This window comes from Serratia sp. YWN4 (assembly GCF_055790845.1).
The window spans coordinates 5271748-5296414 of the sequence record NZ_CM147696.1 but is presented as its reverse complement, the minus strand read 5'-3'; the positions used below and the strand labels follow the sequence as shown (position 1 = coordinate 5296414).

The 24667-nt window shown below is 54.5% G+C and carries 27 protein-coding genes; 21 read left to right on the top strand and 6 right to left on the bottom strand.

Annotated features, from left to right (window positions below):
• Positions 1–15: 15 nt before the first annotated feature.
• Positions 16–354, top strand: a complete 339-nt coding sequence (locus tag ACX9GT_RS24360) for a toxin (RefSeq protein ID WP_473189094.1) — start codon at positions 16–18, stop codon at positions 352–354.
• Positions 354–665, top strand: a complete 312-nt coding sequence (locus tag ACX9GT_RS24355) for a helix-turn-helix domain-containing protein (RefSeq protein WP_473189093.1) — start codon at positions 354–356, stop codon at positions 663–665. The genes ACX9GT_RS24360 and ACX9GT_RS24355 overlap by 1 nt, the downstream gene beginning before the upstream one ends.
• A gap of 53 nt (positions 666–718) precedes the next feature.
• On the opposite strand, the gene cyaY is transcribed toward ACX9GT_RS24355, so the two are convergent.
• The gene (cyaY, locus tag ACX9GT_RS24350) at positions 719–1039 is read right to left on the bottom strand and encodes an iron donor protein CyaY (protein ID WP_473189092.1); all 321 of its coding nucleotides are present in this window, start codon (positions 1037–1039) and stop codon (positions 719–721) included.
• A 78-nt stretch (positions 1040–1117) separates the two neighbouring features.
• Here cyaY and lptM point away from each other — a divergent pair, with 78 nt between their 5' ends.
• From lptM to uvrD, 6 genes are all read left to right on the top strand, one after another.
• Positions 1118–1291 carry an LPS translocon maturation chaperone LptM gene (gene lptM, locus ACX9GT_RS24345; RefSeq protein ID WP_473189091.1) on the top strand — a complete coding sequence of 58 codons (174 nt, stop codon included), beginning with the start codon at positions 1118–1120 and terminating at the stop codon, positions 1289–1291.
• A 91-nt stretch (positions 1292–1382) separates the two neighbouring features.
• A complete protein-coding gene (dapF, locus tag ACX9GT_RS24340; RefSeq protein WP_473189090.1) occupies positions 1383–2207 on the top strand; it encodes a diaminopimelate epimerase in 825 nt (274 codons plus the stop codon).
• Entirely contained in the window at positions 2204–2908 is a 705-nt protein-coding gene (locus ACX9GT_RS24335) for a DUF484 domain-containing protein (protein WP_473189089.1), read from the top strand. Before dapF ends, ACX9GT_RS24335 begins: the two co-directional genes overlap by 4 nt.
• Positions 2905–3816 carry a tyrosine recombinase XerC gene (xerC, locus tag ACX9GT_RS24330; protein ID WP_473189088.1) on the top strand — a complete coding sequence of 304 codons (912 nt, stop codon included), beginning with the start codon at positions 2905–2907 and terminating at the stop codon, positions 3814–3816. The genes ACX9GT_RS24335 and xerC overlap by 4 nt, the downstream gene beginning before the upstream one ends.
• Positions 3816–4532 carry a 5-amino-6-(5-phospho-D-ribitylamino)uracil phosphatase YigB gene (gene yigB / locus ACX9GT_RS24325; RefSeq protein ID WP_473189087.1) on the top strand — a complete coding sequence of 239 codons (717 nt, stop codon included), beginning with the start codon at positions 3816–3818 and terminating at the stop codon, positions 4530–4532. Before xerC ends, yigB begins: the two co-directional genes overlap by 1 nt.
• 78 nt (positions 4533–4610) lie before the next feature.
• Complete coding sequence (gene uvrD / locus ACX9GT_RS24320) at positions 4611–6773, top strand: DNA helicase II (protein WP_473189086.1); 2163 nt, start codon at positions 4611–4613, stop codon at positions 6771–6773.
• Positions 6774–6818: 45 nt separating this feature from the next.
• On the opposite strand, the gene ACX9GT_RS24315 is transcribed toward uvrD, so the two are convergent.
• Positions 6819–7292, bottom strand: a complete 474-nt coding sequence (locus tag ACX9GT_RS24315) for a WbuC family cupin fold metalloprotein (RefSeq protein ID WP_473189085.1) — start codon at positions 7290–7292, stop codon at positions 6819–6821.
• A gap of 448 nt (positions 7293–7740) precedes the next feature.
• Between ACX9GT_RS24315 and corA the strand changes: the two genes are divergently transcribed.
• The gene (corA, locus tag ACX9GT_RS24310; protein ID WP_473189084.1) at positions 7741–8691 is read left to right on the top strand and encodes a magnesium/cobalt transporter CorA; all 951 of its coding nucleotides are present in this window, start codon (positions 7741–7743) and stop codon (positions 8689–8691) included.
• A gap of 69 nt (positions 8692–8760) precedes the next feature.
• On the opposite strand, the gene ACX9GT_RS24305 is transcribed toward corA, so the two are convergent.
• Positions 8761–9975 carry an MFS transporter gene (locus ACX9GT_RS24305; RefSeq protein WP_473189083.1) on the bottom strand — a complete coding sequence of 405 codons (1215 nt, stop codon included), beginning with the start codon at positions 9973–9975 and terminating at the stop codon, positions 8761–8763.
• Positions 9976–10261: 286 nt separating this feature from the next.
• Here ACX9GT_RS24305 and ACX9GT_RS24300 point away from each other — a divergent pair, with 286 nt between their 5' ends.
• A complete protein-coding gene (locus ACX9GT_RS24300; RefSeq protein WP_473189082.1) occupies positions 10262–11173 on the top strand; it encodes a LysR family transcriptional regulator in 912 nt (303 codons plus the stop codon).
• A 103-nt stretch (positions 11174–11276) separates the two neighbouring features.
• Entirely contained in the window at positions 11277–12356 is a 1080-nt protein-coding gene (locus ACX9GT_RS24295; protein ID WP_473189081.1) for an AbrB family transcriptional regulator, read from the top strand.
• Here ACX9GT_RS24295 and rarD read toward each other — a convergent pair.
• Entirely contained in the window at positions 12353–13240 is an 888-nt protein-coding gene (rarD, locus tag ACX9GT_RS24290) for an EamA family transporter RarD (protein ID WP_473189080.1), read from the bottom strand. The two genes, ACX9GT_RS24295 and rarD, sit on opposite strands and share 4 nt — an antisense overlap.
• An 87-nt stretch (positions 13241–13327) precedes the next feature.
• Positions 13328–13798 carry a thioesterase family protein gene (locus ACX9GT_RS24285; RefSeq protein ID WP_076943526.1) on the bottom strand — a complete coding sequence of 157 codons (471 nt, stop codon included), beginning with the start codon at positions 13796–13798 and terminating at the stop codon, positions 13328–13330.
• 177 nt (positions 13799–13975) lie between these two features.
• Here ACX9GT_RS24285 and ACX9GT_RS24280 point away from each other — a divergent pair.
• From ACX9GT_RS24280 to rhtC, 6 genes are all read left to right on the top strand, one after another.
• Positions 13976–14817 (top strand): IS5 family transposase gene (locus ACX9GT_RS24280; protein WP_473188083.1). Its coding sequence is split into 2 segments (ribosomal slippage): positions 13976–14318 and positions 14318–14817, totalling 843 coding nucleotides; the frame shifts between segments, so codons are not numbered across the junction.
• A 95-nt stretch (positions 14818–14912) separates the two neighbouring features.
• On the top strand, positions 14913–15779 hold the full coding sequence (pldA, locus tag ACX9GT_RS24275) for a phospholipase A (protein WP_473189079.1): 867 nt from the start codon (positions 14913–14915) through the stop codon (positions 15777–15779).
• 60 nt (positions 15780–15839) lie between these two features.
• Complete coding sequence (recQ, locus tag ACX9GT_RS24270) at positions 15840–17672, top strand: ATP-dependent DNA helicase RecQ (protein WP_473189078.1); 1833 nt, start codon at positions 15840–15842, stop codon at positions 17670–17672.
• Between the two features lie 72 nt (positions 17673–17744).
• Entirely contained in the window at positions 17745–18875 is a 1131-nt protein-coding gene (locus ACX9GT_RS24265; RefSeq protein WP_473189077.1) for an AAA family ATPase, read from the top strand.
• Positions 18872–19525, top strand: a complete 654-nt coding sequence (locus tag ACX9GT_RS24260; RefSeq protein WP_473189076.1) for a DUF4276 family protein — start codon at positions 18872–18874, stop codon at positions 19523–19525. Before ACX9GT_RS24265 ends, ACX9GT_RS24260 begins: the two co-directional genes overlap by 4 nt.
• A gap of 60 nt (positions 19526–19585) precedes the next feature.
• A complete protein-coding gene (rhtC, locus tag ACX9GT_RS24255) occupies positions 19586–20212 on the top strand; it encodes a threonine export protein RhtC (RefSeq protein WP_459400850.1) in 627 nt (208 codons plus the stop codon).
• 10 nt (positions 20213–20222) lie between these two features.
• On the opposite strand, the gene rhtB is transcribed toward rhtC, so the two are convergent.
• A complete protein-coding gene (rhtB, locus tag ACX9GT_RS24250; RefSeq protein ID WP_473189075.1) occupies positions 20223–20843 on the bottom strand; it encodes a homoserine/homoserine lactone efflux protein in 621 nt (206 codons plus the stop codon).
• A 105-nt stretch (positions 20844–20948) separates the two neighbouring features.
• On the opposite strand from rhtB, the gene pldB reads away from it, so the two are divergent.
• The 4 genes from pldB to ACX9GT_RS24230 all read left to right on the top strand — a co-directional run bounded on the left by pldB (position 20949) and on the right by ACX9GT_RS24230 (position 24642).
• Positions 20949–21986 (top strand): lysophospholipase L2, encoded by a 1038-nt coding sequence (gene pldB / locus ACX9GT_RS24245; RefSeq protein ID WP_473189074.1) that lies wholly within the window; start codon positions 20949–20951, stop codon positions 21984–21986.
• A gap of 11 nt (positions 21987–21997) precedes the next feature.
• Positions 21998–22798: a sugar/pyridoxal phosphate phosphatase YigL gene (yigL, locus tag ACX9GT_RS24240; protein ID WP_473189073.1), complete on the top strand. Its 801-nt coding sequence runs from the start codon at positions 21998–22000 to the stop codon at positions 22796–22798.
• 291 nt (positions 22799–23089) lie between these two features.
• Positions 23090–23758: a cysteine hydrolase family protein gene (locus ACX9GT_RS24235; protein WP_473189072.1), complete on the top strand. Its 669-nt coding sequence runs from the start codon at positions 23090–23092 to the stop codon at positions 23756–23758.
• Between the two features lie 17 nt (positions 23759–23775).
• Complete coding sequence (locus tag ACX9GT_RS24230) at positions 23776–24642, top strand: oxamate carbamoyltransferase subunit AllH family protein (RefSeq protein WP_473189071.1); 867 nt, start codon at positions 23776–23778, stop codon at positions 24640–24642.
• Positions 24643–24667 lie beyond the last annotated feature (25 nt).

Below are 24667 nucleotides of genomic sequence, written 5' to 3'. Positions count from 1 at the left end.
GTTAACGGTGTTGTGATGGAAGCTTTGTTTATAGAACTTCCGCCATTTGAGCGGTACCGAGCAGAATATCTAACCGACGATGAATTTCGCGATTTGCAACAGACGTTGTTGAAAAACCCTGAGTGTGGTGACGTAATCAAACACACCGGTGGGTTGCGAAAAATTCGCTTTGCTGACTCAAGACGACAGAAGGGTAAGCGGGGTGGGATTCGAGTGATTTATTATTGGTATCTGGAGAAATCACAATTCTTATTGTTCACTTTGTATGATAAAGACCAGAAAGATGATTTGACCAGACCACAGCAGGAGTTGCTGCGTGGCATGCTCGAACAGGCGAAGAAGAGGGGGAATTGATGAGTGAACGTAACATTTTTGAAGAGCTTCAAGAAGGTATGGAAGCTTGGGGGACGCATAATGCGGGCAAAAGAACGCTGCGTACTCATCGTGTCACTGCCAAGGTGCCATCAATGACTCCGGTAGAGCTAAAAGCTGTGCGTGAAAAATTGAAATTATCACAAGCCGTTTTTGCTCAGTACCTGCATACCGGTGTGACCACGTATCAGAACTGGGAACAAGGCTTGGCAAAGCCGAACAAACAAGCGGTATTGTTGATCAAAATGATCGACAGATACCCCCAAACTCTTGTAGAGCTGGCCACGCTTTAAATATTGCCAACTCGTTGTCTGGGGCGCGATGATCCGCGCCCCTTGGCAAGGTCTCAACCAAAACTGACCGCTTCCCCTGCCTGAGCGCTGGCGGCTTCGCTAAGCAATTCATAGAACTCACGATCGCTGCGATCGCAGAACCAGGCACCGTCACGGTGGTTAAAGTGATAACCCCCGGTTTTGGTGGCCAGCCATACCTGATGCAGCGGCTCCTGACGGTTGATGACAATCTTGGTGCCGTTTTCGAAGCTCAGCGTCATGACGCCGCCGTTAGTTTCGTAATCGATGTCCGCATCGCCGTCAAAATCATCCAGTGTCTGTTCAATATCAAGCATCAGTTGGTCGGCTAACTGGTGAAACTCGCTGTCGTTCATATTCGATTCCTATTGCTTTTCATGATCCACCTGCGATTATAGTGAGCTTGGACGCATGAATTACAGGCATTAATGCAAATGAAAAAACAACTACGCTATGCGCTGATGGCCGTTCTGCTGGCCGGGCTTTCTGGTTGTGGTCTGAAAGGCCCGCTGTATTTCCCACCTAATGACAAACCAGCAGCACAACCGACGACAAATGCTGATAATGTAGGCAAAAATCAACCACAAGCCGCTGGCACTCAGCAATAACCGTCGATGAGCAACCCGTCACAACCAACTTAGGTGGCCGAGGTCACCGTGGATGTCAGGCGGATAGCGCGTCCAGATAGCGGAGTATGATATGCAGTTCTCCAAAATGCACGGTCTGGGTAACGACTTTATGGTGGTCGATGCCGTAACACAGAATGTCTACTTTTCACCTGAGCTGATCCGCCGCTTGGCCGATCGGCATTTGGGCGTTGGTTTTGATCAACTGCTGATCGTCGAACCGCCTTACGATCCAGAACTCGATTTCCATTACCGTATTTTCAATGCGGACGGCAGCGAAGTGGCGCAGTGTGGCAACGGAGCCCGCTGCTTTGCTCGCTTTGTGCGGCTGAAAGGGCTGACCAACAAGCGCGATATCCGCGTCAGCACCCAGACCGGGCGTATGGTTTTGAGCGTGACCGACGACGATCTGGTCTGCGTCAACATGGGTGAGCCGAATTTTGATCCGCAGATCGTGCCATTCCGCGCCACCAAGGCAGAAAAAACCTACATCATGCGCGCAGCGGAGCATACTGTGTTATGTGGTGTTGTCTCGATGGGCAACCCGCACTGTGTGTTGCAGGTGGACGATGTCAAAACCGCCAAGGTCGAGTTTCTCGGCCCAGTGCTGGAAGGGCACGAACGTTTCCCTGAGCGTGCCAACATTGGTTTTATGCAGGTGGTGAGCCGCGAACATATCAAGCTGCGTGTTTACGAGCGCGGCGCAGGCGAAACGCAGGCCTGTGGCAGCGGTGCTTGCGCGGCGGTGGCGGTCGGTATCCAACAAGAATTGCTGTCAGAAGAGGTACATGTAGAACTGCCGGGCGGCAGCCTGCATATCCGCTGGAAAGGGCCGGGTAACCCTTTGTTTATGACCGGTCCTGCGACCCATGTCTATGACGGATTTATTCATCTATGAAGAGCGTAGAGAGCCAGGCAGTGACGGGTATTGAGCTTGATGACGATACCGTCATGCAGTATCTGCTACAGAATCCCGATTTCTTTATCCGCAACGCGCGTCAGGTTGAGCAAATGCGCGTGCCGCACCCGGTGCGTGGCACGGTGTCGCTGGTGGAGTGGCATCTGGCGCGGCAGCGCAACCACATCACCCAGTTGGAAGAAGAGATCACCTTGCTGATGGAACAGGCCAGCGGCAACGAAACGCTGTTTGCCCGTTTGCTGCATTTGCAGGCCGATCTGGCCATCGCCAGCAGCTTGCAGGATATGCTGAACCGCTTGCAGCGCTGGGCGCGCGGTTTTGGTCTGGCGGGGGCTAATATCCGTCTGTTTAACGATCGCTGGAACATCGGTGCGCCGTCTGATTTCACCCATCTTGGCCTGGCGCGTTCGGCGTTTGAACCCTTGCGTATTCAGCGCCTGGGCAGTCAAGCGCATTATCTCGGTAGCCTCAATGGCCCTGAGCTGTTGTTGCTGTTGCCGCAGGCCAAGCAGGTGGGTTCGGTGGCTCTGTCATTGCTCGGGGAACAGGGCGAACTGGGCATGGTGATTTTCAGCAGCCGTGACACGCAACATTATCAGCAGGGGATGGGCACCGTGATGCTCGACCAACTGGCGCGCATGCTGCCGGAACTGCTGGAACGCTGGATCGAACGCGCATGAGCCTCTCAGCGGCCAGCCTGCAACCGCCGGTGGACGCTTTTCTGCGCTATCTGAAGGTCGAGCGCCAGCTTAGCCCACTCACTCAAATCAGCTATTCGCGCCAATTGCAGGCGCTGATTGTGCTGGCGACCGATCTCGGCGTCAGCACATGGCCGATGCTGGACGCCGCCCGCGTGCGCCAACTGGCGGCTCGCAGTAAACGGGCCGGGTTGCAGTCTTCCAGCCTGGCATTGCGCCTTTCAGCGCTGCGCAGCTTCTTGGATTGGCTGGTCAGCCAGGGTGTACTGAGCGCCAACCCGGCGAAAGGGATCCGCACGCCGCGCAGTGGCCGCCATCTGCCGAAAAATATCGACGTTGATGAAATGAATCAATTGCTGAACATTGATCTCAACGATCCGCTGGCGGTGCGCGATCGCGCCATGCTGGAGGTGATGTACGGTGCCGGGCTGCGTCTTGCCGAACTGGTGGGGCTGGATTGCCGCTATGTCGATCTGGCCGCCGGTGAAATCTGGGTGGTGGGCAAAGGCAGCAAGGAGCGCAAACTGCCGATCGGCCGCATGGCGATCACCTGGCTGCAACACTGGCTGGCGCTGCGCGATCTGTTTGCACCGGCTGACGATGCGATGTTCCTCTCCAACCAAGGCAAACGTATTTCGGCGCGCAACGTGCAGAAGCGTTTTGCCGAATGGGGCGTCAAACAGGGGGTCAACAGCCATATTCACCCGCACAAGCTGCGCCACTCTTTTGCCACGCATATGTTGGAATCGAGCGGCGATCTGCGCGCGGTGCAGGAGTTATTGGGCCACGCCAACCTGACTACCACACAAATTTATACCCACCTCGACTTTCAACATCTGGCGAAAGTGTATGATGCTGCGCATCCACGTGCCAAACGGGGGAAATCCTGATGCATTTTTACCGTCCACTGCGCCCGCTGGCGGCGTTGACCTTCGATCTAGACGATACGCTGTATGACAATCGCCCGGTGATCACACAGACCGAGCAGCAGTCGGTGGCTTTTTTGCAGAGTTATCATCCGGGGTTGAGCGGTTTCCAGTCGGCGGATTTTCATCGCTTGCGGCAGGAACTGCGTGAACAGGACCCGGAGATTTACCACGACGTCACGCAATGGCGCTGGCGTGCGGTCCATCTGGCGCTGAGCCGCCAAGGGCTGCGCGATGCACAAGCGGCCATCGGTGCGGATGCGGCCATGCAGAACTTTGCCCTGTGGCGCAGCCGTATTGAAATACCAGAGGCCACCCATGCCACGTTAAAGGCGCTGGGGCAGCGCTATCCGCTGGTGGCGATCACCAACGGCAACGCCGATCCGGCGCTGTGTGGGTTAGAGGGTTACTTCCAGTTTGTGTTGCGATCGGGGCCGGATGGCCGCGCCAAACCTTATCAGGATATGTACCAGTTGGCCGCCGCAAGGTTGGGTGTGGCAGCGGAGCAGATCCTGCACGTTGGCGACGATCTGACCACCGACGTGGCTGGCGCATTGCGTTCGGGCCTGCAAGCCTGCTGGATCAACGATCGTCAACGCAGCCTGATGCAGGCCGATGACAGCCGTTTGCTACCACATATTGAGATTTCGCAGTTGGCATCGTTGACAGCATTGTTATAATCCTTCCCGTAATCTGTATAAATCTCCAGTGGAAAGCACGCAGAACGCACACTTTCCCTTTACCAATTAATGGTGCCTATGGACGTTTCCGATCTGCTCGACAGCATGAATGATAAACAACGTGAAGCCGTGGCTGCGCCACGCAGCAACCTGTTGGTGCTGGCGGGCGCGGGCAGCGGCAAGACTAGGGTGCTGGTGCATCGCATCGCCTGGCTGCTGGCGGTGGAGAATTGCTCGCCGTATTCGGTCATGGCGGTAACCTTTACCAATAAGGCGGCGGCGGAGATGCGCCACCGCATTGAACACCTGATTGGTACCAGCCAGGGCGGCATGTGGATCGGCACCTTCCACGGGCTGGCGCACCGCCTGCTGCGTGCCCACCATATGGACGCCAACCTGCCGCAGGATTTCCAGATCCTCGACAGCGAAGATCAACTGCGCTTGATCAAACGCATCGTGCGCGCGCTGAACATCGACGAGAAACAGTGGGCACCGCGTCAGGCGATGTGGTACATCAACGGCAAAAAAGACGATGGCCTGCGCCCGCAACATATCGAAAGCTACGGCAACCCGGTGGAGGCCACTTGGCTGAAGATTTATCAGGCCTATCAGGAAGCCTGCGATCGGGCGGGGCTGGTGGATTTCGCCGAGCTGCTGTTGCGCGCTCATGAACTGTGGCTGAATAAGCCGCATATCCTCAATCATTATCGTGATCGTTTCACCAACATTCTGGTGGACGAATTTCAGGATACTAACCGGATTCAGTACGCCTGGATCCGCCTGCTGGCGGGGGATAAGGCCAACGTGATGATCGTGGGCGATGACGATCAGTCAATCTACGGCTGGCGTGGTGCGCAGGTGGAAAACATTCAGCGTTTCCTGAAGGATTTCCCCGGCGCAGAAACGGTGCGCTTGGAACAGAACTATCGCTCCACCAGCAATATCCTGAAAGCGGCTAACACCCTGATCGCCAATAACGACGGGCGACTGGGCAAAAACCTGTGGACCGAAGGGGCCGAAGGTGAACCGATCTCGATCTATTGTGCCTTCAACGAGCTGGACGAAGCGCGCTTTGTGGTCAACCGTATCAAATCCTGGCAGGACAACGGCGGGGCGCTGAACGATTGCGCGATCCTGTACCGCAGTAACGCCCAATCGCGCGTATTAGAAGAGGCGTTGCTGCAAACCGCGATGCCGTACCGTATTTATGGCGGCATGCGCTTCTTCGAACGCCAGGAAATCAAAGACGCGCTGGCCTATCTGCGCCTGATCGCTAACCGTAACGACGATGCCGCTTTTGAGCGTGTGGTGAATACCCCAACGCGCGGCATTGGCGATCGCACGCTTGACGTGGTGCGCCAAACGGCGCGCGATCGGCAACTGACGCTGTGGCAGGCAACGCGGGAGCTGTTGCAGAATAAGGTGCTGGCGGGCCGTGCAGCCTCTGCGTTGCAGCGTTTTATTGAACTGGTGGATTCACTGGCGCATGAAACCGCAGAGATGCCGCTGCATGTGCAAACTGACCGGGTGATCCGCGATTCCGGCTTGTTCATCATGTATGAGCAGGAAAAAGGTGAGAAAGGTCAGGCGCGCATCGAAAACCTGGAAGAACTGGTGACGGCCACCCGCCAATACAGCTATCAGGATGAAGATCAGGATCTGATGCCATTGCAGGCATTTCTCTCCCATGCCGCGTTGGAGGCGGGCGAAGGCCAGGCAGATGCCTATCAGGACGCGGTGCAACTGATGACCCTGCACTCGGCCAAAGGGTTGGAGTTCCGCCAGGTGTTTATCGTCGGCATGGAAGAGGGCATGTTCCCGAGCCAGATGTCGCTGGATGAAGGTGGTCGCCTGGAAGAAGAACGCCGCTTGGCGTACGTCGGCGTAACCCGCGCGATGCAGAAACTGACGCTGACCTACGCTGAAACCCGCCGCCTGTACGGCAAAGAGGTGTATCACCGTCCATCGCGCTTTATTGGTGAAATCCCGGAAGAATGTGTGGAAGAGGTGCGCCTGCGCGCCAGCGTTTCGCGCCCGGTGAATCATCGCCGCATGGGTACGCCAATCAGCGAGAACGATACCGGCTATAAACTGGGCCAGCGCGTGCGCCATCCGAAGTTTGGTGAGGGCACGATCGTCAACCTGGAAGGCAGCGGTGAACACAGCCGGTTGCAGATTGCGTTTCAGGGGGAAGGGATCAAGTGGTTGGTGGCGGCTTATGCCAGGCTGGAAACGGCTTAACTGAGGGTGATCGGGGCACCGTTTGCCGTGCCCCGATAATTTGCCTCAATGAGGGTAGCGATCGCCCACTTTGGCGGTGGCATACCAACGCATCACCGCTTCAATACCTTCGCCGCTTTCCGGCGGTGCCCAGGCCATACAATCTTCTTCTGCCAGCGCGCGATAAGGGCCTTGTTTCACTTCAAACACCACACCACCTGGATCGACGGACAGCACGGCGTGCCAGGTCGATGCGGGCATCTCCAGCACTTTGGTTTCTTCGCCCAGCAGGGTGCGTTGGGTGACGACGCCATCATCGTTGAACTGCAACACCACAAAGCGGCCACGCAGCGGAGTCAATAATTCCCAGGTTTGCGGATGGCGATGTGGGCGAATATAGGTACCCGGCTCCATGGCGATCGCCAATCGTTGCACCGGATCGCTTAACTCTTCATGTAAAGTGCGGTGCGCGCGCAGGCGTGCTACTTTGGCGGCCTGCTCGCTCATGGTCGTCAGGTCGTGGGCGGTAATCTGTTTCATAGGGTTATTCCGCAAGGGTTTTGTGCCCTAATCTTAGCAATTTTCCGGGTTGCGGTCAGAGATCGCTGTGTGTTTTTCTACAGCGCCGGGCCTCTGTTAGCAAATTGTGACAGGCCCACAGCCCGCGTGATGAATTGTGGCGCAATTATCCTGTCTACGTGTTGACAGGCTTTTTCTTCTCGGCGTAACATGCGCGCACTATTATCAATGAGGACACACGCCTTGGACACACCCAGTAGATACTGGCTCAATGACCTGGACAACAACAGGTACAACTTCTAAGGCTATCCCATCGCGCTGATACCCTTCGTGGTTGTCGGCGACCTTCTTTGTGTCGCTCTGAGTCAGATCTCTTCATGGTCTGGAACGAGCTGGTAATCAATTCCTCCCTCGATTTCTGTGCTTCAACGCGTTGTCTCTACCCGTCACCATAGGGGAGTTTTGGCACATGCTAAGCGCTTTTCAATTAGATAACGGCCGCTTATCCCGTCTGGAGTTGGATGACTCAGACGATTTGACCATGTCGCTGTGGGTTGACCTGGTTGAGCCAGAGGAGGGCGAGCGTGAGCGCGTGCAAACCGAGTTAGGCCAAAGCCTGGCAACACGCCCGGAACTGGACGACATCGAAGCCTCCGCCCGTTTCTTTGAAGATGAAGACGGCCTGCATATCCACTCCTTTTTCTACTTTGAGGATGCCGAAGATCACGCGGGTAACTCCACGGTGGCCTTCACCATCCGTGATGGCCGCCTGTATACCCTGCGTGAGCGCGAACTGCCTGCGTTCCGGCTTTATCGTATGCGTGCCCGCAACCAGAGAATGATGGAGGGTAACGCTTACGAGCTGTTGTTGGATCTGTTTGAAACCAAGATCGAACAACTGGCTGATGAGATCGAAAACGTCTACAGCGATCTGGAAAAACTCAGCCGGGTAATTATGGAAGGCCATCCAGGGGATGAATATGACGCAGCGCTATCAACGTTAGCGGAACTGGAAGATATCGGCTGGAAGGTGCGGCTGTGTCTGATGGATACCCAGCGTGCGCTGAACTTCCTGGTGCGCAAGGCGCGTTTGCCAACCGGCCAGTTGGAACAGGCGCGTGAAGTGCTGCGCGACATCGAATCCCTGCTGCCGCACAACGAATCGCTGTTTCAGAAGGTGAACTTCCTGATGCAGGCGGCGATGGGTTTTATCAACATCGAGCAGAGCCGCATCATCAAGATCTTCTCGGTGGTGTCGGTGGTGTTCCTGCCGCCAACGCTGGTGGCCTCCAGTTATGGGATGAACTTCGACTTTATGCCGGAGCTTAAGTGGTCATTGGGTTATCCAGGGGCCATTCTCCTGATGCTGCTGGCGGGGCTGGCGCCTTACCTATATTTCAAGCGCAAGAATTGGCTGTAAGCTAGGGCAAAAGGGGCTGAGTTTTCAGCCCCTTTTGCTAATGACCTTTTACCGCCTCAGTGCGTGTCCTCATGCGATTTCTTCTGTCAGAACGGTGTTTTTAACTACCTGAGCAGGGATCACTGCCACCAGTAACAAGGTGAAGGCAATCGCAATACCGGCGATCCCCAATAGAACCGGGATGCTGAACAGTGAAACCAGCCATGCACCGATTAATGCGCCGCTGCCAATTGCTCCATTAAAGAACGACACATAAATGGCTGTGGCTGGGAAAGCGTTATCCCCAGCCAAGCGAAGCACCCAGGTTTGGAAACCGACAAAAATGCCCGAGACCGCCAAACCCCATACAATCACCAGCAACAGGATTTCACTGCTGGTTAGGCTGTTACTTAATTGCCCCAATGCAATCAGTGTGGCGGCAATTAGCATCACAGAAAGTGCCACCATCGGTTTCAACCATTTATCTATCAGCGCACCGGTGAGGAAATTACCCGCCAAACCCGCCACTCCGAAGACAAACAGCACCACAGGGATCATGCTGGACGAAACGGAGGCAACGCCGTGTAGCCAGGGTTCGATAAAGGTGAAGGCGGCAAAATGAGCGGTAATGGCCAGCAGGGTCGCTATGTATATTTTCCACAGTGCGCTGGAGCGCATGACCTGCCGTAAGGCCGCTATGCCTAGCGTACTCTGGTGTTTCACCGCCGGGACAATCAATGCTATGCCGACAAACGCTACGATGCTTAGCAACGACATCAGCCAGAAAGCGGTACGCCAGCCGATGTTCAATCCGATATAGTTCGATAGCGGTACACCGAAGACGCTGGCAGCAGAAACGCCGCCAAACATTATTGACGTGGCTAAGCCAATAAATCGTACAGGCACCAGTGAAACGGCTGTTACTCCAATCATCGCCCAAAATGCCCCATGCGCCAGCGCACCAATCACGCGGGCAAACAGCAGCCACGAATAATTATCTACCGTGGCGCACAGGCTGTTGGAAATCAAAATGATCAAAGTCAGGATCAGCAGCAACGGTTTTTTTGGCAAATTACCGAGAAAGAGTGACGACAATAGCGCACTGATGGCGCCAACCCATGCATAGAGTGTCACCGTTAGTCCGATCATGGATTCAGACTGGCCCAAACCTTTGGCCATCGGTGTCAGTAAGCCAATGGGGGCCAGTTCGGTAGTGACGATGGTAAAGGTGGATAGAGCAAGGATGATCAATGCCAGCCAGGTTTTCAACGTTAGTCCCTGGTGGTCATGCGTTCTAGTGTTCATGGTGTTCCTATCGATTTTTCTGTGGCTGGGTATTAACGTGGTTTTTTTAATGGGGAGCCCATGAGCAGGGCGTATTTGGCAGGCATGGTGAAACCTCCTTTGCTAATGTTGAGAGGCTTTACAATAACTAGCTAATAACATTAGAGAAGTGTTAGTTTTGTAATATAACTATTGTATCAACGTGGAATGTTGTGGATTGCTCATACGTATTTATGGAAAGCCAAACCCTGGGCTTAAGTGCTCTTTGGATCCCACAGTGGCAGCACAATGCTGGAGCCAGTAACTGATGAATTTTAATGTGAAATTGCCGACTATCAGGCAATTGCAGTGTTTTCTTGCCGTTGCCCATGAGCTGAATTTTCGTCGTGCTGCCGAACGCATGCGAATGACCCAGCCCCCGCTGACACGGCAAATCCAGTGTCTGGAAGAGGTGATCGGTTGCCCCCTGTTTACCCGTGATACCCATCAAGTTCATTTGACGAATATTGGCCAACAGTTGGAGGAGCAAGCGAAACAGCTGATCAGCCAACTGACTGGTTTGGTTAAAGGGCTGCAAGTGGAGAGCGAAAGAGTGAAGATCGGTGTGACTCGTACGTTGGATTTCACTCAGATCCCAACGCTCTACAGCGCCCTGGAACAACTAACGAATATTGATGACATCTCTTCCCACCAACTGACTTCCAGGCAGCTATTGCAAATTCTGGCGCGCGGTAATCTGGATATGGCATTGGTGGGGGAAACTACGGCCGACAATGCGCAAGATTTCTGTTTCCATCGCCTCTATCGTGAGCCGCTGATGCTGGCGATGCCTGCTTCACACTCAGCCAGCCTTCAAGACCGTGTTGCGTTGAGCGAGGTGGCTGATTTACCCCTTTACTGGTTTGCTCGCAGCGCTAACCCGGTTTATTACGATAAGTGTGAGGCTTATTTGCAGCAGTTGCCCTTTGTGCTGAAGCGCCAATCAGAACCTGATGATTCGCTGATTATGCTGGCAAATATTGCCCGTGGAAAAGGCATGGCATTGATGCCGCAATCGATGTGTGTCTCTACCCGTGAAGGGCTGTGCTACCGTAAACTGGATCAGGAAGCGAATGAGAGGTTAAATATCGATGTTTATCTGGTGGTTAGGCACGATGAAAAGAGGGCTAACGTATTGAATACCAGAGATGAGTTTTTGTCCCTTATCCAAGACAATTGATGCCCTCTTAGTTACCTGACTATTTGCAACAGGTTCACCCTTAGCCTGCTAAATAAGGGTAGAATAGCGCCCATATTTGGTAGTCCGTAAGGCATGGGTTTTGATGGAGCGTTTCCCCCCTTTAGTTCAATGGTTGATCCTGTTACTGGCTTCGCTGGCATTGGGTTTTGGCTTGCAGGTTTTCCACATTCCCGCCGCATTGTTGCTGGGGCCGATGATCGTCGGCGTCGCGATGGGGTTGCTCGGTGCCTCGGTACGTATTCCCGAACCCTTTTTTATTGCCTCGCAGGCGGTGCTGGGTTGCATGATTGCTCAAAGTATTTCCCCTGCCATTATCACCCCTCTGCTGGCTGACTGGCCGCTGGTGCTGCTGGTGTTGATCGCGACGCTGATGGCCAGTGGTTTCTCGGGCTGGTGCCTGGTGCGCTTCAGTGATTTACCCGGTTCAACCGGCGCATGGGGGTCTTCCCCCGGCGGCGCATCGGCCATGGTGGCAATGGCAGGGGATTACGGGGCGGATGTTCGGCTGGTGGCGTTTATGCAGTATCTGCGCGTGCTGTTTGTTGCTACCGCGGCGGCGATGGTGGCACGCATCGGCTTGGGTGATGAGGCTGGGCACGGCAGTGTCAATCTGGTGTGGTTCCCGCCGCTTGACTGGCGCTTTCTCGGCACCTTGGCTATTGCCGCCGCAGGTTGCTGGTTGGGCCCACGCCTGCGCATTCCTTCCGGTTCGCTGATGTTGCCGATGATTATTGGCGCGGCGTTTCACGCCACCGGTACCATGACGTTGCAGGTGCCGGAGTGGTTATTGGCGCTGGCTTACACGCTGATTGGCTGGAGCGTTGGCTTGCGTTTTACCCGGCCGATATTTTTGCTGGCGTTGCGTACCTTGCCGCAGATGGTGGTGTCTATCATCGGGTTGATGCTGTTTTGCGGCGGGTTGGCCTGGCTGTTGACGCAGTTTCTGTCGGTCGATCTGCTGACGGCCTATCTGGCAACTAGCCCGGGTGGGCTGGATACCGTGGCTATTATTGCCGCTGGCAGCCGGGTGGATATGTCATTTGTAATGGCAATGCAGACGCTGCGTCTGTTCACCATTCTGCTCACCGGCCCGGCGATGGCGCGGCTTATCACCCGGCTATCGCCCACTCTTGATCAGAATCGCAAAAAAGCGCTAAGTTAACGCCGCTTGCGTTGGTTGTAGAGCGCATCCAAAGTGAACAGCAGCAACGCAGCCCAGATAAAGCCAAAGGTGACCAGTTTGTCTTGGCCGATGGTTTCATCGTAGAAAGTGACGGCCAGCAGGAACATTAGCGTTGGCCCCAGATATTGGAAGAACCCGAGCGTAGAGAGGCGCAGGCGGGTGGCCGCTGCGGTAAAGAACAGCAGCGGCACCGTGGTCACCACCCCGGCGGCGGCCAACAGCAGGTTCAGCGACCAAGGGTTGGCGCTCAGGTGGCTGGTTGGGCTGTCGGCGATCAGGAACAGGTAGATCGCGGCCACCGGCAGCAGCCACAGGGTTTCGATCAGCATGCCGGTTTGTGCATCAATCGCAATTTTCTTGCGCAACAGGCCGTAGAAGGCAAAGCTGAAGGCCAAACCTAACGCGATGATTGGCAAGGAACCGAATTGCCACAGTTGCAGCAGCACCCCGGTGAACGCCAGCGTGACGGCTACCCATTGCATGCGGCGGAAACGCTCGCCCAGAAACAACATCCCCAGCAGAACGTTGACCAGCGGATTGATAAAATAGCCCAGGCTGGCTTCCAGCATATGATGGTTATTCACCGCCCAGATAAACAGCAGCCAGTTGCCGCCCACCAGCAGTGCGGTCACCGCCAATAGCAGCAGCCGCTTGCGGTTACGGCAGGCCGCGCGCACCTGCGGCCAGTGATGCCCCAGTGACACCAATAACAACATAAAGAAGAATGACCAGATCACGCGATGAGTGAGGATCTCGTCGGCGGGCACCTGTTGGATCAGCTTGAAGTAGGCCGGGGCGATACCCCAAATAAAATAAGCGGCCAGAGCAAAGAGAATGCCCTGCCGCGTTTGTTTCACATCCATGACAGTTACCGGGTGGGGAAAAGAAGATGCGGCGATTTTACTTGAAGAGGGTAGGTTGTGTCCCGTCATTACGGGACACAATTTAGCTTATCCCACCAGATACGTGGCGGTAGCACTGGCGATATGCAGGCCATCGTGGTTGTGCAGCTCAACGCGCGCGACGGCGACTTTGTTGCCGCTGCGCAGCACGCTGGCGGTGGCAGTAAAATGCTCGCCACGGCCGGGGCGCAGATAATCGACGCGTAAATCGATGGTGCCCATACGCGAGAGGCGTGAAGCCAGCTCTTCTTCGATCAGCGGATCCTGGCGCATCAGCACGCTGCCGACGCAGACCAATCCGGCGGCCACATCCAGAACCGAGGCGATCACGCCGCCATGCAGGATGTTCTGCGCGGCATTGCCCACCAGTTTAGGCTGATTGGTAAAGGTGAGTTCGACAACGTCGTCGTCGAAGCGGCGCAGCTCCAGCCCCAACTCACGGTTAAACGGCATGTGGTAGACAAAGATCTCGCCTATTTTCTGGCGTGCGGCTTCTAGGGTGAGTAATGTATGCGACATAGTTCCTTTCTTCTTAACTGTTGTGACTGGGCTAACTGGTCAGTCCAGGTTAATCATTTGTAGATTTTATGCTTATTTTTTGTTGCTTTCCAGGTTTATCCCGTCTGCGTATTCCTAGGCTGTGTCCCTCAATTAAAAATGGTATACTGATCACCTAATTTTCAAACAGTTATCGCTATGGCTCGCTACGATCTTCCTGATGCTGCATGGGCACTCATCCTGCCATTATTACCTCCAGAACGCTCTCAGCGCCCTGGGCATCCCTATAGTGAACACCGTAAAGTCATCAATGGCATGTTTTGGGTGCTGTGCTCTGGGGCTCCCTGGCGTGATTTACCCGAACGCTATGGGTCATGGAAAACCGTCTACAACCGTTTCAACCGGTGGGCAAAAAAAGGCATCATTAACTCTATATTCAATAAGTTACTGTCCATTCTTGATGAGCATAAGCTGCTCGACTGGTCGGCTATCTCTCTGGATGGTAGCAATATTCGTGCAATGCGTTGTGCTGCCGGTGCCCAAAAAAACATCCCGATATCGCCAGTGATCATGGCCTGGGTCGCTCACGAGGCGGTTATGGCACCAAAATCCATCTGGCAACAGACGGAAACGGGCTCCCTTTAAATATCGTGCTGAGTGCGGGTCAAGCTCATGAAAGTCAGTTTGCGCTACGGTTATTAGATGGCATCGGCGTTCTAAGAAAAAATGGTTTTATGAAGCGTCGAGGCAAGGCCGTTCTCGCTGATAAAGCCTATTCAAACAAGGCATTACGTAGTGACTTAAAGCGGAGTGGTATCAAGGTCGTTATTCCGCATAAGTCGAATGAGAAGGCCAGTACAGATGGACGAACCCGATTTGATAAAGAGATTTATCGTAGGCGCAATGTTGTAGAAAGAAGCTTTGGTTTGCTGAAAGAAAACCGCCGCATAGCGACACGTTATGAAAAGACGGCGAGGAACTACCTGTCGATGGTTCAACTGGGCTGTATTCGGCTGTTTTTACGACGAATATGTAATTGAGGGACACAGCCTAGTGCGGTAAATGATTCTTTGTGTGTAAAATGGCCTGCTTTTATTTCAGGTCTTTTCCTAATCTTTCTGGAGTGATCAAAATCATGCGCGTTCTGTCTGGGGTTGTTATGGCGATGCTGTTAGCGCCAACGGTGGTGCAGGCTGATGAGGCCAAGAAGCAAGCAGGTCTGGTACGTGGCAGCATTATTTCCGGCATGCTGCAAAATTATGACGGGCCATTCACCTTTTATGCGTATGAACCCAACTACCTCATCTATACCGAGACCAGCGATCTCAATAAAGAAGCCATTGAATCCTATAACTGGGCTAAGAATGCCAATAAGGATGAGGTGAAATTTCAACTGAGCCTGGCTTTCCCGATCTGGAAAGGGATTGCCGGTGAGAATTCACTGCTGGGGGCTTCCTACACCCAACGTTCCTGGTGGCAGCTCTCCAACCATGAGGAATCGGCCCCGTTCCGTGAAACCAACTATGAGCCGCAGATCTTCCTGGGCTGGGCAACGGATTACCAATTTGCTGGCTGGACGCTGCGTGATATCGAAGTGGGTATCAACCATGAATCCAACGGGCGCGAAGATCCCACTTCCCGCAGTTGGGACCGTGGCTATGCGCGCCTGATGGCACAAAACGGTGACTGGCAGGTAGAAGTCAAACCCTGGTTCCGTTTTTCAGAAAGCGACAGCAATGACGACAACCCGGATATCACCAAATACATGGGTTATTACCGCCTGAAAGTGGGCTATGCCTGGCGTGAAAGCGTGTTCAGTGTTGATGGCTACTACAACTGGAACACCGGGTACGGCGGTGCAAAACTGGGTTGGAGCTATCCGATTACCAGCCATGTGCGCTTCTATACCCAGTTGTTCAGCGGTTATGGCGAATCGATGATTGATTACAACTTCCAGCAGACACGGCTTGGCGTTGGTGTCATGCTTAACGATATTATGTAATCTTGCCGTTCAAATAGCGGTGCTTATGGGCATCGCCGTAGCGTAAAAATGGGGAAGTGTGTGTCAACCGCAGCAGTGATAAACAGAGAGTTGCTGGCAGAACAGGTATTGCGCGATACCTTCGGTTACCAGCAGTTCCGTCCGGGCCAACAAACGATTATCAACGCTGCCATCGGCGGGCAGGATTGCCTGGTGGTGATGCCGACCGGCGGCGGTAAATCGTTGTGCTACCAAATCCCGGCGCTGGTGATGGATGGGTTGACGCTGGTGGTCTCCCCCCTGATCTCGCTGATGAAAGATCAGGTCGATCAGCTTCTCGCTTATGGCGTTTCTGCCGCCTGCTACAACTCGACGCAAACGCGCGAGCAGCAACTGGAGGTGATGGCCGGTTGCCGCAGCGGCAAGATCAAGCTGCTGTATATCGCCCCCGAGCGGCTGATGATGGACAGCTTCTTCGATCTGCTGGAGCAATGCCCACCGGCGTTGCTGGCGGTGGATGAAGCGCACTGTATTTCCCAGTGGGGCCATGATTTCCGCCCGGAATATCGCGCCCTGGGCCAGTTGAAACAGCGCTTCCCGGCGATGCCGGTGCTGGCGCTGACGGCCACGGCCGATGAAGCCACACGTAATGACATTGTGCGCCTGCTGGCATTGCAGGATCCGCTGATCCAGATCAGCAGCTTTGACCGCCCGAACATCCGTTACACGCTGGTAGAGAAATTCAAACCGCTCGATCAACTGTGGCGTTTTGTGCAGGATCAGCGCGGTAAGAGCGGCATTATTTATTGCAACAGCCGCGCCAAGGTAGAAGACACCACCGCCCGTTTGCAAAGCCGTGGGCTGAGCGTGGCGGCCTATCACGCCGGGTTGGAAAACGAGCGCCGTTCTCAGGTGCAAGAAGCGTTCCAGCGTGACGATTTACAGGTGGTGGTGGCCACCGTCGCCTTTGGTATGGGCATCAACAAACCCAACGTGCGCTTTGTGGTGCACTTTGATATTCCACGTAATATCGAATCTTATTATCAGGAAACCGGTCGCGCCGGGCGTGATGGCCTGCCGGCGGAAGCGATCCTGCTGTATGACCCGGCCGATATGGCCTGGCTGCGCCGCTGCCTGGAAGAGAAACCGGCGGGCCAGCAACTGGATATCGAACGTCACAAGCTGAATGCCATGGGCGCGTTTGCCGAAGCGCAAACCTGCCGCCGCCTGGTGCTGCTGAACTACTTTGGCGAAGGCAAGCAGCAATCCTGTGGCAACTGCGATATCTGCCTCGATCCCCCCAAGCGTTACGATGGGCTGGAAGATGCCCGCAAGGCGCTGTCGGCGATTGGCCGTGTCGGGCAACGCTTCGGGATCGGCTATGTGGTAGAAGTGCTGCGCGGTGCCAATAACCAGCGCATCCGCGAATTTGGCCATGAAAAGCTGCCGGTGTACGGCATTGGTCGCGATAAAACCACCGAACACTGGACCAGCGTGCTGCGCCAGTTGATTCACCTGGGCTTTATCAGCCAGAACATTGCGATGTATTCGGCACTGCAACTGACCGAGGCCGCGCGCCCGGTGCTGCGCGGTGAAGTCGAACTTCCTTTGGCGGTGCCGCGCATTCAGAGCCTGAAGGTGCGCAGCAGTGCCAATCAGAAATCCTACGGCGGCAATTACGATCGCAAGCTGTTTGCCAAACTGCGCAAGCTGCGTAAATCGATCGCCGACGAAGAGAATATCCCCCCCTACGTGGTCTTCAACGATGCCACGCTGTTGGAGATGGCAGAACAGATGCCGATCAAGGCCAGCGACCTGCTGAGCGTGAACGGCGTCGGCCAGCGTAAGCTGGAACGTTTTGGTGCGCCATTTATGGCGATGATCCGCGATCATCTCGACGATGACGATGAATAAGGACGAACAATCATGCTGATATTATTTTTGACCGTGGCGTCCACTATCAATAAATAAGCAGAGGGCCGGTTAATGAGTGCACAAGATGCGACAAAGCGCTTGCAGGGAAGGGTTGCCGAAGTTTCAATAAAGGGGTTTCGCAGCTTGGCAAACATCGAAAAACTGCAACTTCCCCAGTTGACCGTGCTCATCGGTGCCAATGGCGTTGGTAAATCCAGTTTTATCCGTTTTTTTGAGATGCTGGGATGGATGTTGCGGGCACAGAGACTGCAGGAGTTTGTTCTCCGGCAAGGCGGCGGGGATGATCAGTTTTTTATGGGTTCCCGTACCACGCCACAGATTACGGCAGAAATCCGCATCAGCACCAAGAGTGGGTTTAACGATTACTCCTTCGAAATGGCTCATCTCTCAGCGGGCGATACGGTAATGCTGACCAAAGAGGCATATCGCTATTCTGATAACCGCAAGCCGACAGAGGCACGTTGGAGCAGCTTGGGGAGCATCGGAAGAGAGTCGGCTTTGCCCAGTCAAAACAACAATACGGCGAAGACAATCTATCAATTACTCAAGCAGTGCTCCACCTATCAGTTTCATGATACTTCCGCTAACGCTGCGATTCACCAGCGCTGGGATGTTTCTGATGCGGTTCGTTTGCGTTCTGACGGCGGTAATTTAGCCGCAGTATTGCTTGATTTAAAAGAAAATGCGCACTCTCGATATGAGCAGTTGATCCGGCAGATCCAACGGGTTTTCCCAACGTTGGATGACTTTGTTTTGGAGCCTGTGGCAGGTAAGGTGCTGTTACGATGGAAAAGTAGGTATAGCGATAAAGTGTTCGGTTCGCATCTGACTTCCGATGGTTCGCTGCGTCTGTTTTGTCTTTTAACCCTGTTAAGTTTACCAGACGAACGCCTGCCAGATGTTTTGTTCTTTGACGAACCCGAATTGGGGCTGCACCCACACGCGATCACTCTGGTATCAGAGATGATGAAGCGGGTTTCCGAGAGAAGACAATTGTTCATTGCTACCCAATCGCCTTATATGGTGGATTGCTTTGGTCTGGAGAATATCATTGTTGCTGATGCCAAGGATGGAGCGACTACATTACGTAATCTGCCAAAAGAGCAATATCAGCAATGGTTGGACGATGACTACCTGCTATCGGAGATTTGGCTGAAGTCTCCAATAGGAGGCTCTCTATGATCAGAGTCTGCGTTGTTTGTGAAGGGCAAACAGAGGTAGAGTTTATCAAAACGTGTCTTTCCCCTTATCTGTTCGCCAGCAATGTTAGTGTCTATCCGGCTATTTTGCAGGCTCCATCGGGAAGGCATCGCGGTGGTAGAGTGACCGTTGAAAGGTTGGTCGATTTTCTCTCTCATCAGTATTATGAGGCCGATCGCATTACCACTCTGGTTGATTTCTACGGTTTTCAGGACGCGGCTGGCCTAACTGCCACGCAGTTAGAGCAGAATATCCTGGCCGGGGTGCAGAAAAAAATGACGAAGGGATTTAACGCGAGTTTCATTCTGCCTTACGTCCAGCTACATGAATTTGAGGCTCTGCTGTTTTCTGACGTTGAGCAGTTCAGCTGCGTTCTGGACGGCTGGGATGATAGGGTGAGAAACGAATTGATAGAAATCCGGCAACAGTTCGCTACTCCAGAAGATATTAACAACCATCCCAATACCGCGCCTTCTAAACGCATCTTCACCGCTTTTTCGCCGGGTACCTATAACAAAACAGAGCATGGTCCATTAATTGCTGAGGCGATTGGCATTACAAAGATGCGCCAGGTCTGCCCAGGTTTTAATCGCTGGTTGAATAAGATCGAGGAGTGGGGAAACATTGCGTAGAACATCAAATAAAACAGCGTTCGGTGCACCGTTTACAACGACGAATAAGGACGAACAATCATGCTGATACTATTTCTGACCGTGGCGATGGTGCATTTAATTGCGCTGATGAGCCCGGGGCCGGATTTCTTTTTTGTTTCGCAGACTGCCGTCAGCCGTTCGCGCCGCGAGGCGATGATGGGCGTGGTCGGGATCTCGCTGGGCGTTATGGTTTGGGCCGGTGTGGCGCTGCTGGGGTTGAATCTGATCCTGCAAAAAATGGCCTGGCTGCATCAAATTATCATGGTGGGCGGTGGTCTGTATCTGTGCTGGATGGGCTGGCAACTGCTGCGCTCTGCCCGCGCGCAGAATGCGCAAACTACGCCAACAGAAGAAGTTGCCGTAGTGTTGCCGAAGGCGGGCCGCAGCTTTATCCGTGGTCTGTTGACCAATCTTTCCAACCCGAAAGCGGTGATTTACTTCGGCAGCGTGTTCTCGCTGTTTGTCGGTGAAGACGTCGGTGCCGGTGCGCGCTGGGGGTTATTCATGCTGATCACCGGCGAAACCTTTGTCTGGTTCAGCCTGGTGGCGGTGGTGTTTGCGCTGCCCGCCATGCGTCGGGGTTATCAGCGTTTAGCCAAGTGGATCGATGGCGTAGCGGGTGTGTTATTCACCGGTTTTGGCCTGCATCTGATTTTTACCCGCTAGGCTATGAGCATCAGGCTTTTCTGGCCGTTGCTAGCAATCCAGCCACCAGAATAAACAGTGAGCCAAAAATACGGTTCAGCAAGCGCATTTGGCGCGGGGTCTTCAGCCAGTTGGCAATGCGCGTCGCTAGCGTGGCATAGCCAATCATCACGAAGATATCGACCACCACCGTGGTAACGCCCAGTATCACGTATTGCTCGGCCTGCGGCTGATTGGGCACGATAAACTGTGGGAACAGCGCGGCCAGGAACACGATGCTTTTCGGGTTGGTCAGATTCACCAGTACCGCGCGGCGAAACAGGCGGCGGCGCGGCAGGGTGCCCGCCAAGGTATGCAAATCCAGCGCCCCGGCGGCTCGCCACTGCTGAATGCCTAGCCACACCAGATAGGCCGCACCAAACCATTTCAGCAGTTCAAATGCCAGCAGCGACTGAGAAACCACTGCGCCGAGGCCAATCCCCACCAGCACGATATGCAGGCTGAGCCCAACCTGCAATCCGGCGATCGACGCCACAGCACCACGATAACCGTGGCTGATGCCGGTACTCATGGTGTTAATCGCCCCGGAACCGGGGGAAAGACTGAGGATAAGGGTTGTCAGCAGATAGGTTAACCACCAGTCTAAGGTCATTGCAGTGCTCCCTGAATACACCAATTTATGTCACAATACGCTAGTATTATTTCTTGTGCTAGAGATCACATTTGCATCCCTGAACCCCCCGTGAAAAGGCATTCGATGACGTTATCCACTTTCAGTCCCGCTGAATGGCTAAGCCGCGAAAAACAGTTCTCTGCTTTCGCCACCGGGCCATTGCTGGATTTTTGGCGGCGGCGCGAAGAGGGCGAGTTCCTCGGCGTGGGCGATGTGCCGATCCGTTTTGTGCGCTTCAGTTCGCCGCAGCATCAGCGCGTGGTGGTCGTCAGCCCTGGGCGTATCGAAAGTTACATTAAATACCCGGAAGTGGCTTACGATCTGTTCCACAGCGGTTATGACGTGATGATTATCGATCACCGTGGGCAGGGGCGCTCCGGGCGCATGCTGACAGATTCACACCGTGGTCATGTGGTAAACTTTGCCGATTACGTTGATGATTTTGCCCGGTTTTACCAGCAGCAAGTGCTACCGCACGGTTATCAACAGCATCTGGCTTTGGCGCACTCGATGGGCGGCGCAATCATGGCGCAGTTTCTGGCGCGTGAACCTCAGGCTTTTGCGGCGGCGGCGTTATGCGCGCCGATGTTCGGTATTTATCTGCCGATGCCGGGCTGGATGGCGAATCGTATTCTGAACTGGGCAGAAAAGCGCCCGACGCTGCGGGACTATTACGCCGTAGGCACCGGCCAGTGGCGGCCATTGCCTTATGTGGTGAATGCCTTGACCCACAGCCGTGAGCGTTATCGCCGCAGTTTGCGCTATTATGCCGATTACCCTGAACTCCAGGTGGGTGGGCCAACCTATCACTGGGTGCGGGAAAGTATTCATGCCGGGCAGCAAATCATTGCTCAGGCAGCTAAAATAACTACACCGGTTTTACTATTGCAGGCTGGTGAGGATCGGGTGGTCGACAACCGTTCCCATTCGGCTTTTTGTCAGGCAATGTCAGACGCGGGGCATCCTTGTGAAGGGGGTAAACCGTGGGTTATCACAGGCGCACGCCATGAGATCCTGTTCGAACGGGACGCGATGCGCGCCGAGGCACTGAACGCAATCCTGCACTTCTTTGCCCAGCACTTAGGCGGCACTGCTGCTGCCGAAAACACCACTAGAGGTTAGAACATATCGCTATGTATCACGTTGTCGCTTCCGATTTAGATGGCACGCTGCTGTCTCCTGACCATACCCTGACGCCCTATGCCAAAGAGACGCTGAAGCTGCTGACGCAGCGCGGCGTACACTTTGTTTTCGCCACCGGCCGCCACCATATCGACGTTGCCCAGATCCGCGATAATCTCGGGATCAGCGCTTTTATGATCACCTCCAACGGCGCACGGGTGCACAACACCGCAGGTGAACTGATCTTCAGCCATAATCTGGACGAAGATATTGCCCACGATCTCTACAACATGATGCATGACAATCAGGAGATCCTGACCAACGTCTACCGCAACGACGACTGGTTCATGAACCGTGAAAGTCCAGAACAGGAAGAGTTTTTCCGCGAATCCGTGTTTAAATATCAGCTGTTTGAGCCGGGCCTGTTGGAAACCGACGGGGTGTGCAAGGTGTATTTCACCTGCGACGATCACGATAAATTGCAGCCATTGGAAGATGCCATCAATGCGCGCTGGGGCGATCGGGTCAACGTCAGTTTCTCGTTGCCGACCTGTCTGGAAGTGATGGCGGGCGGGGTGTCAAAAGGCCATGCGTTGGAAGAAGTGGCCAAGATTATCGGCTATTCGCTGAAAGAGTGCATTGCCTTCGGCGACGGCATGAACGATCTGGAAATGTTATCGATGGCAGGCAAGGGTTGCATCATGAGTGGTGCTCACCAGCGTCTGAAAGATACCTTGCCGGATCTGGAGGTGATCGGCTCTAACGCCGATGATGCGGTGCCGCATTACCTGCGCAAAATGTTCCTGTCGTAACTTGTTGGGGCGCAGCCTGCTGCGCCCACTCTCGCTGCCTCAGCGACTCAGCTCACATTCCATCAACGATTTTTTCGATACAAACCTCATCGCTGTATCAATCTAATTGCAACTGAAAGCCCGCCTTCCGGCTATCTCACACTTATTGTACGGGTATTTGGCCTGCTGCAAAATTTTCGTCGCTGCCCGCGAAATCGTTTATCTGTTATGTCTCCCCGCGCTCTTTATACTCGAAGCAGACCCTCAAGATTATCGGCCTACAGGCCGAAACATAACGAATCAGGAGTGCTCATGACACAGAAAACTTTTCACGCAGAACCTTTTGCCCTGCCGTTTGAGATTGGCAGCACCGCGTTGGTAATGATCGATATGCAAAAAGACTTTGTTGAGCCGGGCGGCTTTGGCGAAGCGCTGGGTAATGATGTCTCTTTCGTCCGTAGCGCTATCGAGCCCTGCAAGCGAGTGCTGGATGCCGTGCGTCGCCAGGGAATGCTGGTGATTCATACCCGCGAAGGCCACCGTGCCGATCTGAGCGATTGCCCTCCAGCCAAACTGACGCGCGGTGGGCAAACCTTTATCGGCACTCATGGGCCAATGGGGCGCATTCTGGTGCGCGGTGAAGCGGGCCACGACATCATTCCTGAACTCTATCCGCAGGCCGGTGAACCGGTGATCGACAAACCGGGGAAAGGCGCGTTTTACCAGACCGATCTGCATCTGATCCTGCAAAATCACGGCATCAAGACGCTGATCGTGTGCGGTGTCACCACGGAGGTTTGCGTGAATACTACCGTGCGCGAAGCCAATGACCGTGGCTACGAGTGCATTATTCCGCAGGACTGCGTCGGCTCTTACTTCCCGGAATTCCAGAAATCCGCACTGGAGATGATCAAAGCGCAGGGCGCTATCTTCGGCTGGGTCAGCGATGCTTCCGCCATTGTGGATGGCTTGCAGAGCTAAGCGGCATGGGGCAGCCAATGATTTTCCCGGTGCTTTCTATGGGCTACCTGGCTGCCAGCCGGTTGGCGGACGGGGATCGGCTCCAGGTACACAGTGGTTTTCAACGCTCATTGAACCTGCGCCACCCCGACGGTTATTTGCTCTCCATCCTGAGCCGCGATAACCAGAATCTGCCAGATGCAATCCGTATTGCGCTTCCTGGCAATTGGGACTGGCGTTACCACATGCAGGCAGGGCAAAGCGTCCGGTTTGCTAACGGCATTTTGCAGAGTGAGCGCTGGGGCATCGTACTGAACAGGAGTACCCGCTGGCACCCGCAGCCGTGGTTATCGGGTGAATTTGCCCCTTTGCTGCCGAACGTATTGCGTTATTACGCCCTGCTTGCCAGCCAACTGAGCCAATACTGCCAACAGCACCAGATTAAAAGCGATCTGCAATTGCTGCCCGGTATGGAGCCAGGCGCGCGGGTGGTCACGCTGGAAATTACCGATAGCCCCGCGCAACTGACGGCAGAAGTGACCGCGCTGATTGGCTACGGGCGCGGGCTGACGCCGGATGGTGATGACTATTTATTGGGATATATGACGGCACTGTGGCCGTGGCGGCAGCACCCGGCCATCGCCACGCACGATGCCACGCTGCGCAGCATTATTGGCAGCCAGCTATCATGCACCAATGACATCAGCCGCCATTATCTGGCGCGCGCGCTGGCAGGCCACGTTTCGCAGCCGATCTGTGACCTGATGCTGCTGTTGGGCACCGAGGCGGTTGCCACCCAGATCCAGGCGGCAGCCCAGCAGGTGATGCAGTTTGGCGCCTCTTCTGGCGTGGATTGCTTGGCCGGGTTGTTACATGGTTTGAGGACGTTAAGAAGCGCGCTCTAAGCCCTGCAAGATGAACCGATTAATT

What these genes read in the sequence shown, in the direction of transcription:
- ACX9GT_RS24360 (WP_473189094.1), top strand. Translation starts at nt 16, where the DNA reads ATGGAAGCTTTGTTTATAGAACTTCCGCCATTTGAGCGGTACCGAGCA.
- ACX9GT_RS24355 (WP_473189093.1), top strand. Translation starts at nt 354, where the DNA reads ATGAGTGAACGTAACATTTTTGAAGAGCTTCAAGAAGGTATGGAAGCT.
- cyaY (WP_473189092.1), bottom strand. Translation starts at nt 1,039, where the DNA reads ATGAACGACAGCGAGTTTCACCAGTTAGCCGACCAACTGATGCTTGAT.
- lptM (WP_473189091.1), top strand. Translation starts at nt 1,118, where the DNA reads ATGAAAAAACAACTACGCTATGCGCTGATGGCCGTTCTGCTGGCCGGG.
- dapF (WP_473189090.1), top strand. Translation starts at nt 1,383, where the DNA reads ATGCAGTTCTCCAAAATGCACGGTCTGGGTAACGACTTTATGGTGGTC.
- ACX9GT_RS24335 (WP_473189089.1), top strand. Translation starts at nt 2,204, where the DNA reads ATGAAGAGCGTAGAGAGCCAGGCAGTGACGGGTATTGAGCTTGATGAC.
- xerC (WP_473189088.1), top strand. Translation starts at nt 2,905, where the DNA reads ATGAGCCTCTCAGCGGCCAGCCTGCAACCGCCGGTGGACGCTTTTCTG.
- yigB (WP_473189087.1), top strand. Translation starts at nt 3,816, where the DNA reads ATGCATTTTTACCGTCCACTGCGCCCGCTGGCGGCGTTGACCTTCGAT.
- uvrD (WP_473189086.1), top strand. Translation starts at nt 4,611, where the DNA reads ATGGACGTTTCCGATCTGCTCGACAGCATGAATGATAAACAACGTGAA.
- ACX9GT_RS24315 (WP_473189085.1), bottom strand. Translation starts at nt 7,292, where the DNA reads ATGAAACAGATTACCGCCCACGACCTGACGACCATGAGCGAGCAGGCC.
- corA (WP_473189084.1), top strand. Translation starts at nt 7,741, where the DNA reads ATGCTAAGCGCTTTTCAATTAGATAACGGCCGCTTATCCCGTCTGGAG.
- ACX9GT_RS24305 (WP_473189083.1), bottom strand. Translation starts at nt 9,975, where the DNA reads ATGAACACTAGAACGCATGACCACCAGGGACTAACGTTGAAAACCTGG.
- ACX9GT_RS24300 (WP_473189082.1), top strand. Translation starts at nt 10,262, where the DNA reads ATGAATTTTAATGTGAAATTGCCGACTATCAGGCAATTGCAGTGTTTT.
- ACX9GT_RS24295 (WP_473189081.1), top strand. Translation starts at nt 11,277, where the DNA reads ATGGAGCGTTTCCCCCCTTTAGTTCAATGGTTGATCCTGTTACTGGCT.
- rarD (WP_473189080.1), bottom strand. Translation starts at nt 13,240, where the DNA reads ATGGATGTGAAACAAACGCGGCAGGGCATTCTCTTTGCTCTGGCCGCT.
- ACX9GT_RS24285 (WP_076943526.1), bottom strand. Translation starts at nt 13,798, where the DNA reads ATGTCGCATACATTACTCACCCTAGAAGCCGCACGCCAGAAAATAGGC.
- pldA (WP_473189079.1), top strand. Translation starts at nt 14,913, where the DNA reads ATGCGCGTTCTGTCTGGGGTTGTTATGGCGATGCTGTTAGCGCCAACG.
- ACX9GT_RS24265 (WP_473189077.1), top strand. Translation starts at nt 17,745, where the DNA reads ATGAGTGCACAAGATGCGACAAAGCGCTTGCAGGGAAGGGTTGCCGAA.
- ACX9GT_RS24260 (WP_473189076.1), top strand. Translation starts at nt 18,872, where the DNA reads ATGATCAGAGTCTGCGTTGTTTGTGAAGGGCAAACAGAGGTAGAGTTT.
- rhtC (WP_459400850.1), top strand. Translation starts at nt 19,586, where the DNA reads ATGCTGATACTATTTCTGACCGTGGCGATGGTGCATTTAATTGCGCTG.
- rhtB (WP_473189075.1), bottom strand. Translation starts at nt 20,843, where the DNA reads ATGACCTTAGACTGGTGGTTAACCTATCTGCTGACAACCCTTATCCTC.
- pldB (WP_473189074.1), top strand. Translation starts at nt 20,949, where the DNA reads ATGACGTTATCCACTTTCAGTCCCGCTGAATGGCTAAGCCGCGAAAAA.
- yigL (WP_473189073.1), top strand. Translation starts at nt 21,998, where the DNA reads ATGTATCACGTTGTCGCTTCCGATTTAGATGGCACGCTGCTGTCTCCT.
- ACX9GT_RS24235 (WP_473189072.1), top strand. Translation starts at nt 23,090, where the DNA reads ATGACACAGAAAACTTTTCACGCAGAACCTTTTGCCCTGCCGTTTGAG.
- ACX9GT_RS24230 (WP_473189071.1), top strand. Translation starts at nt 23,776, where the DNA reads ATGATTTTCCCGGTGCTTTCTATGGGCTACCTGGCTGCCAGCCGGTTG.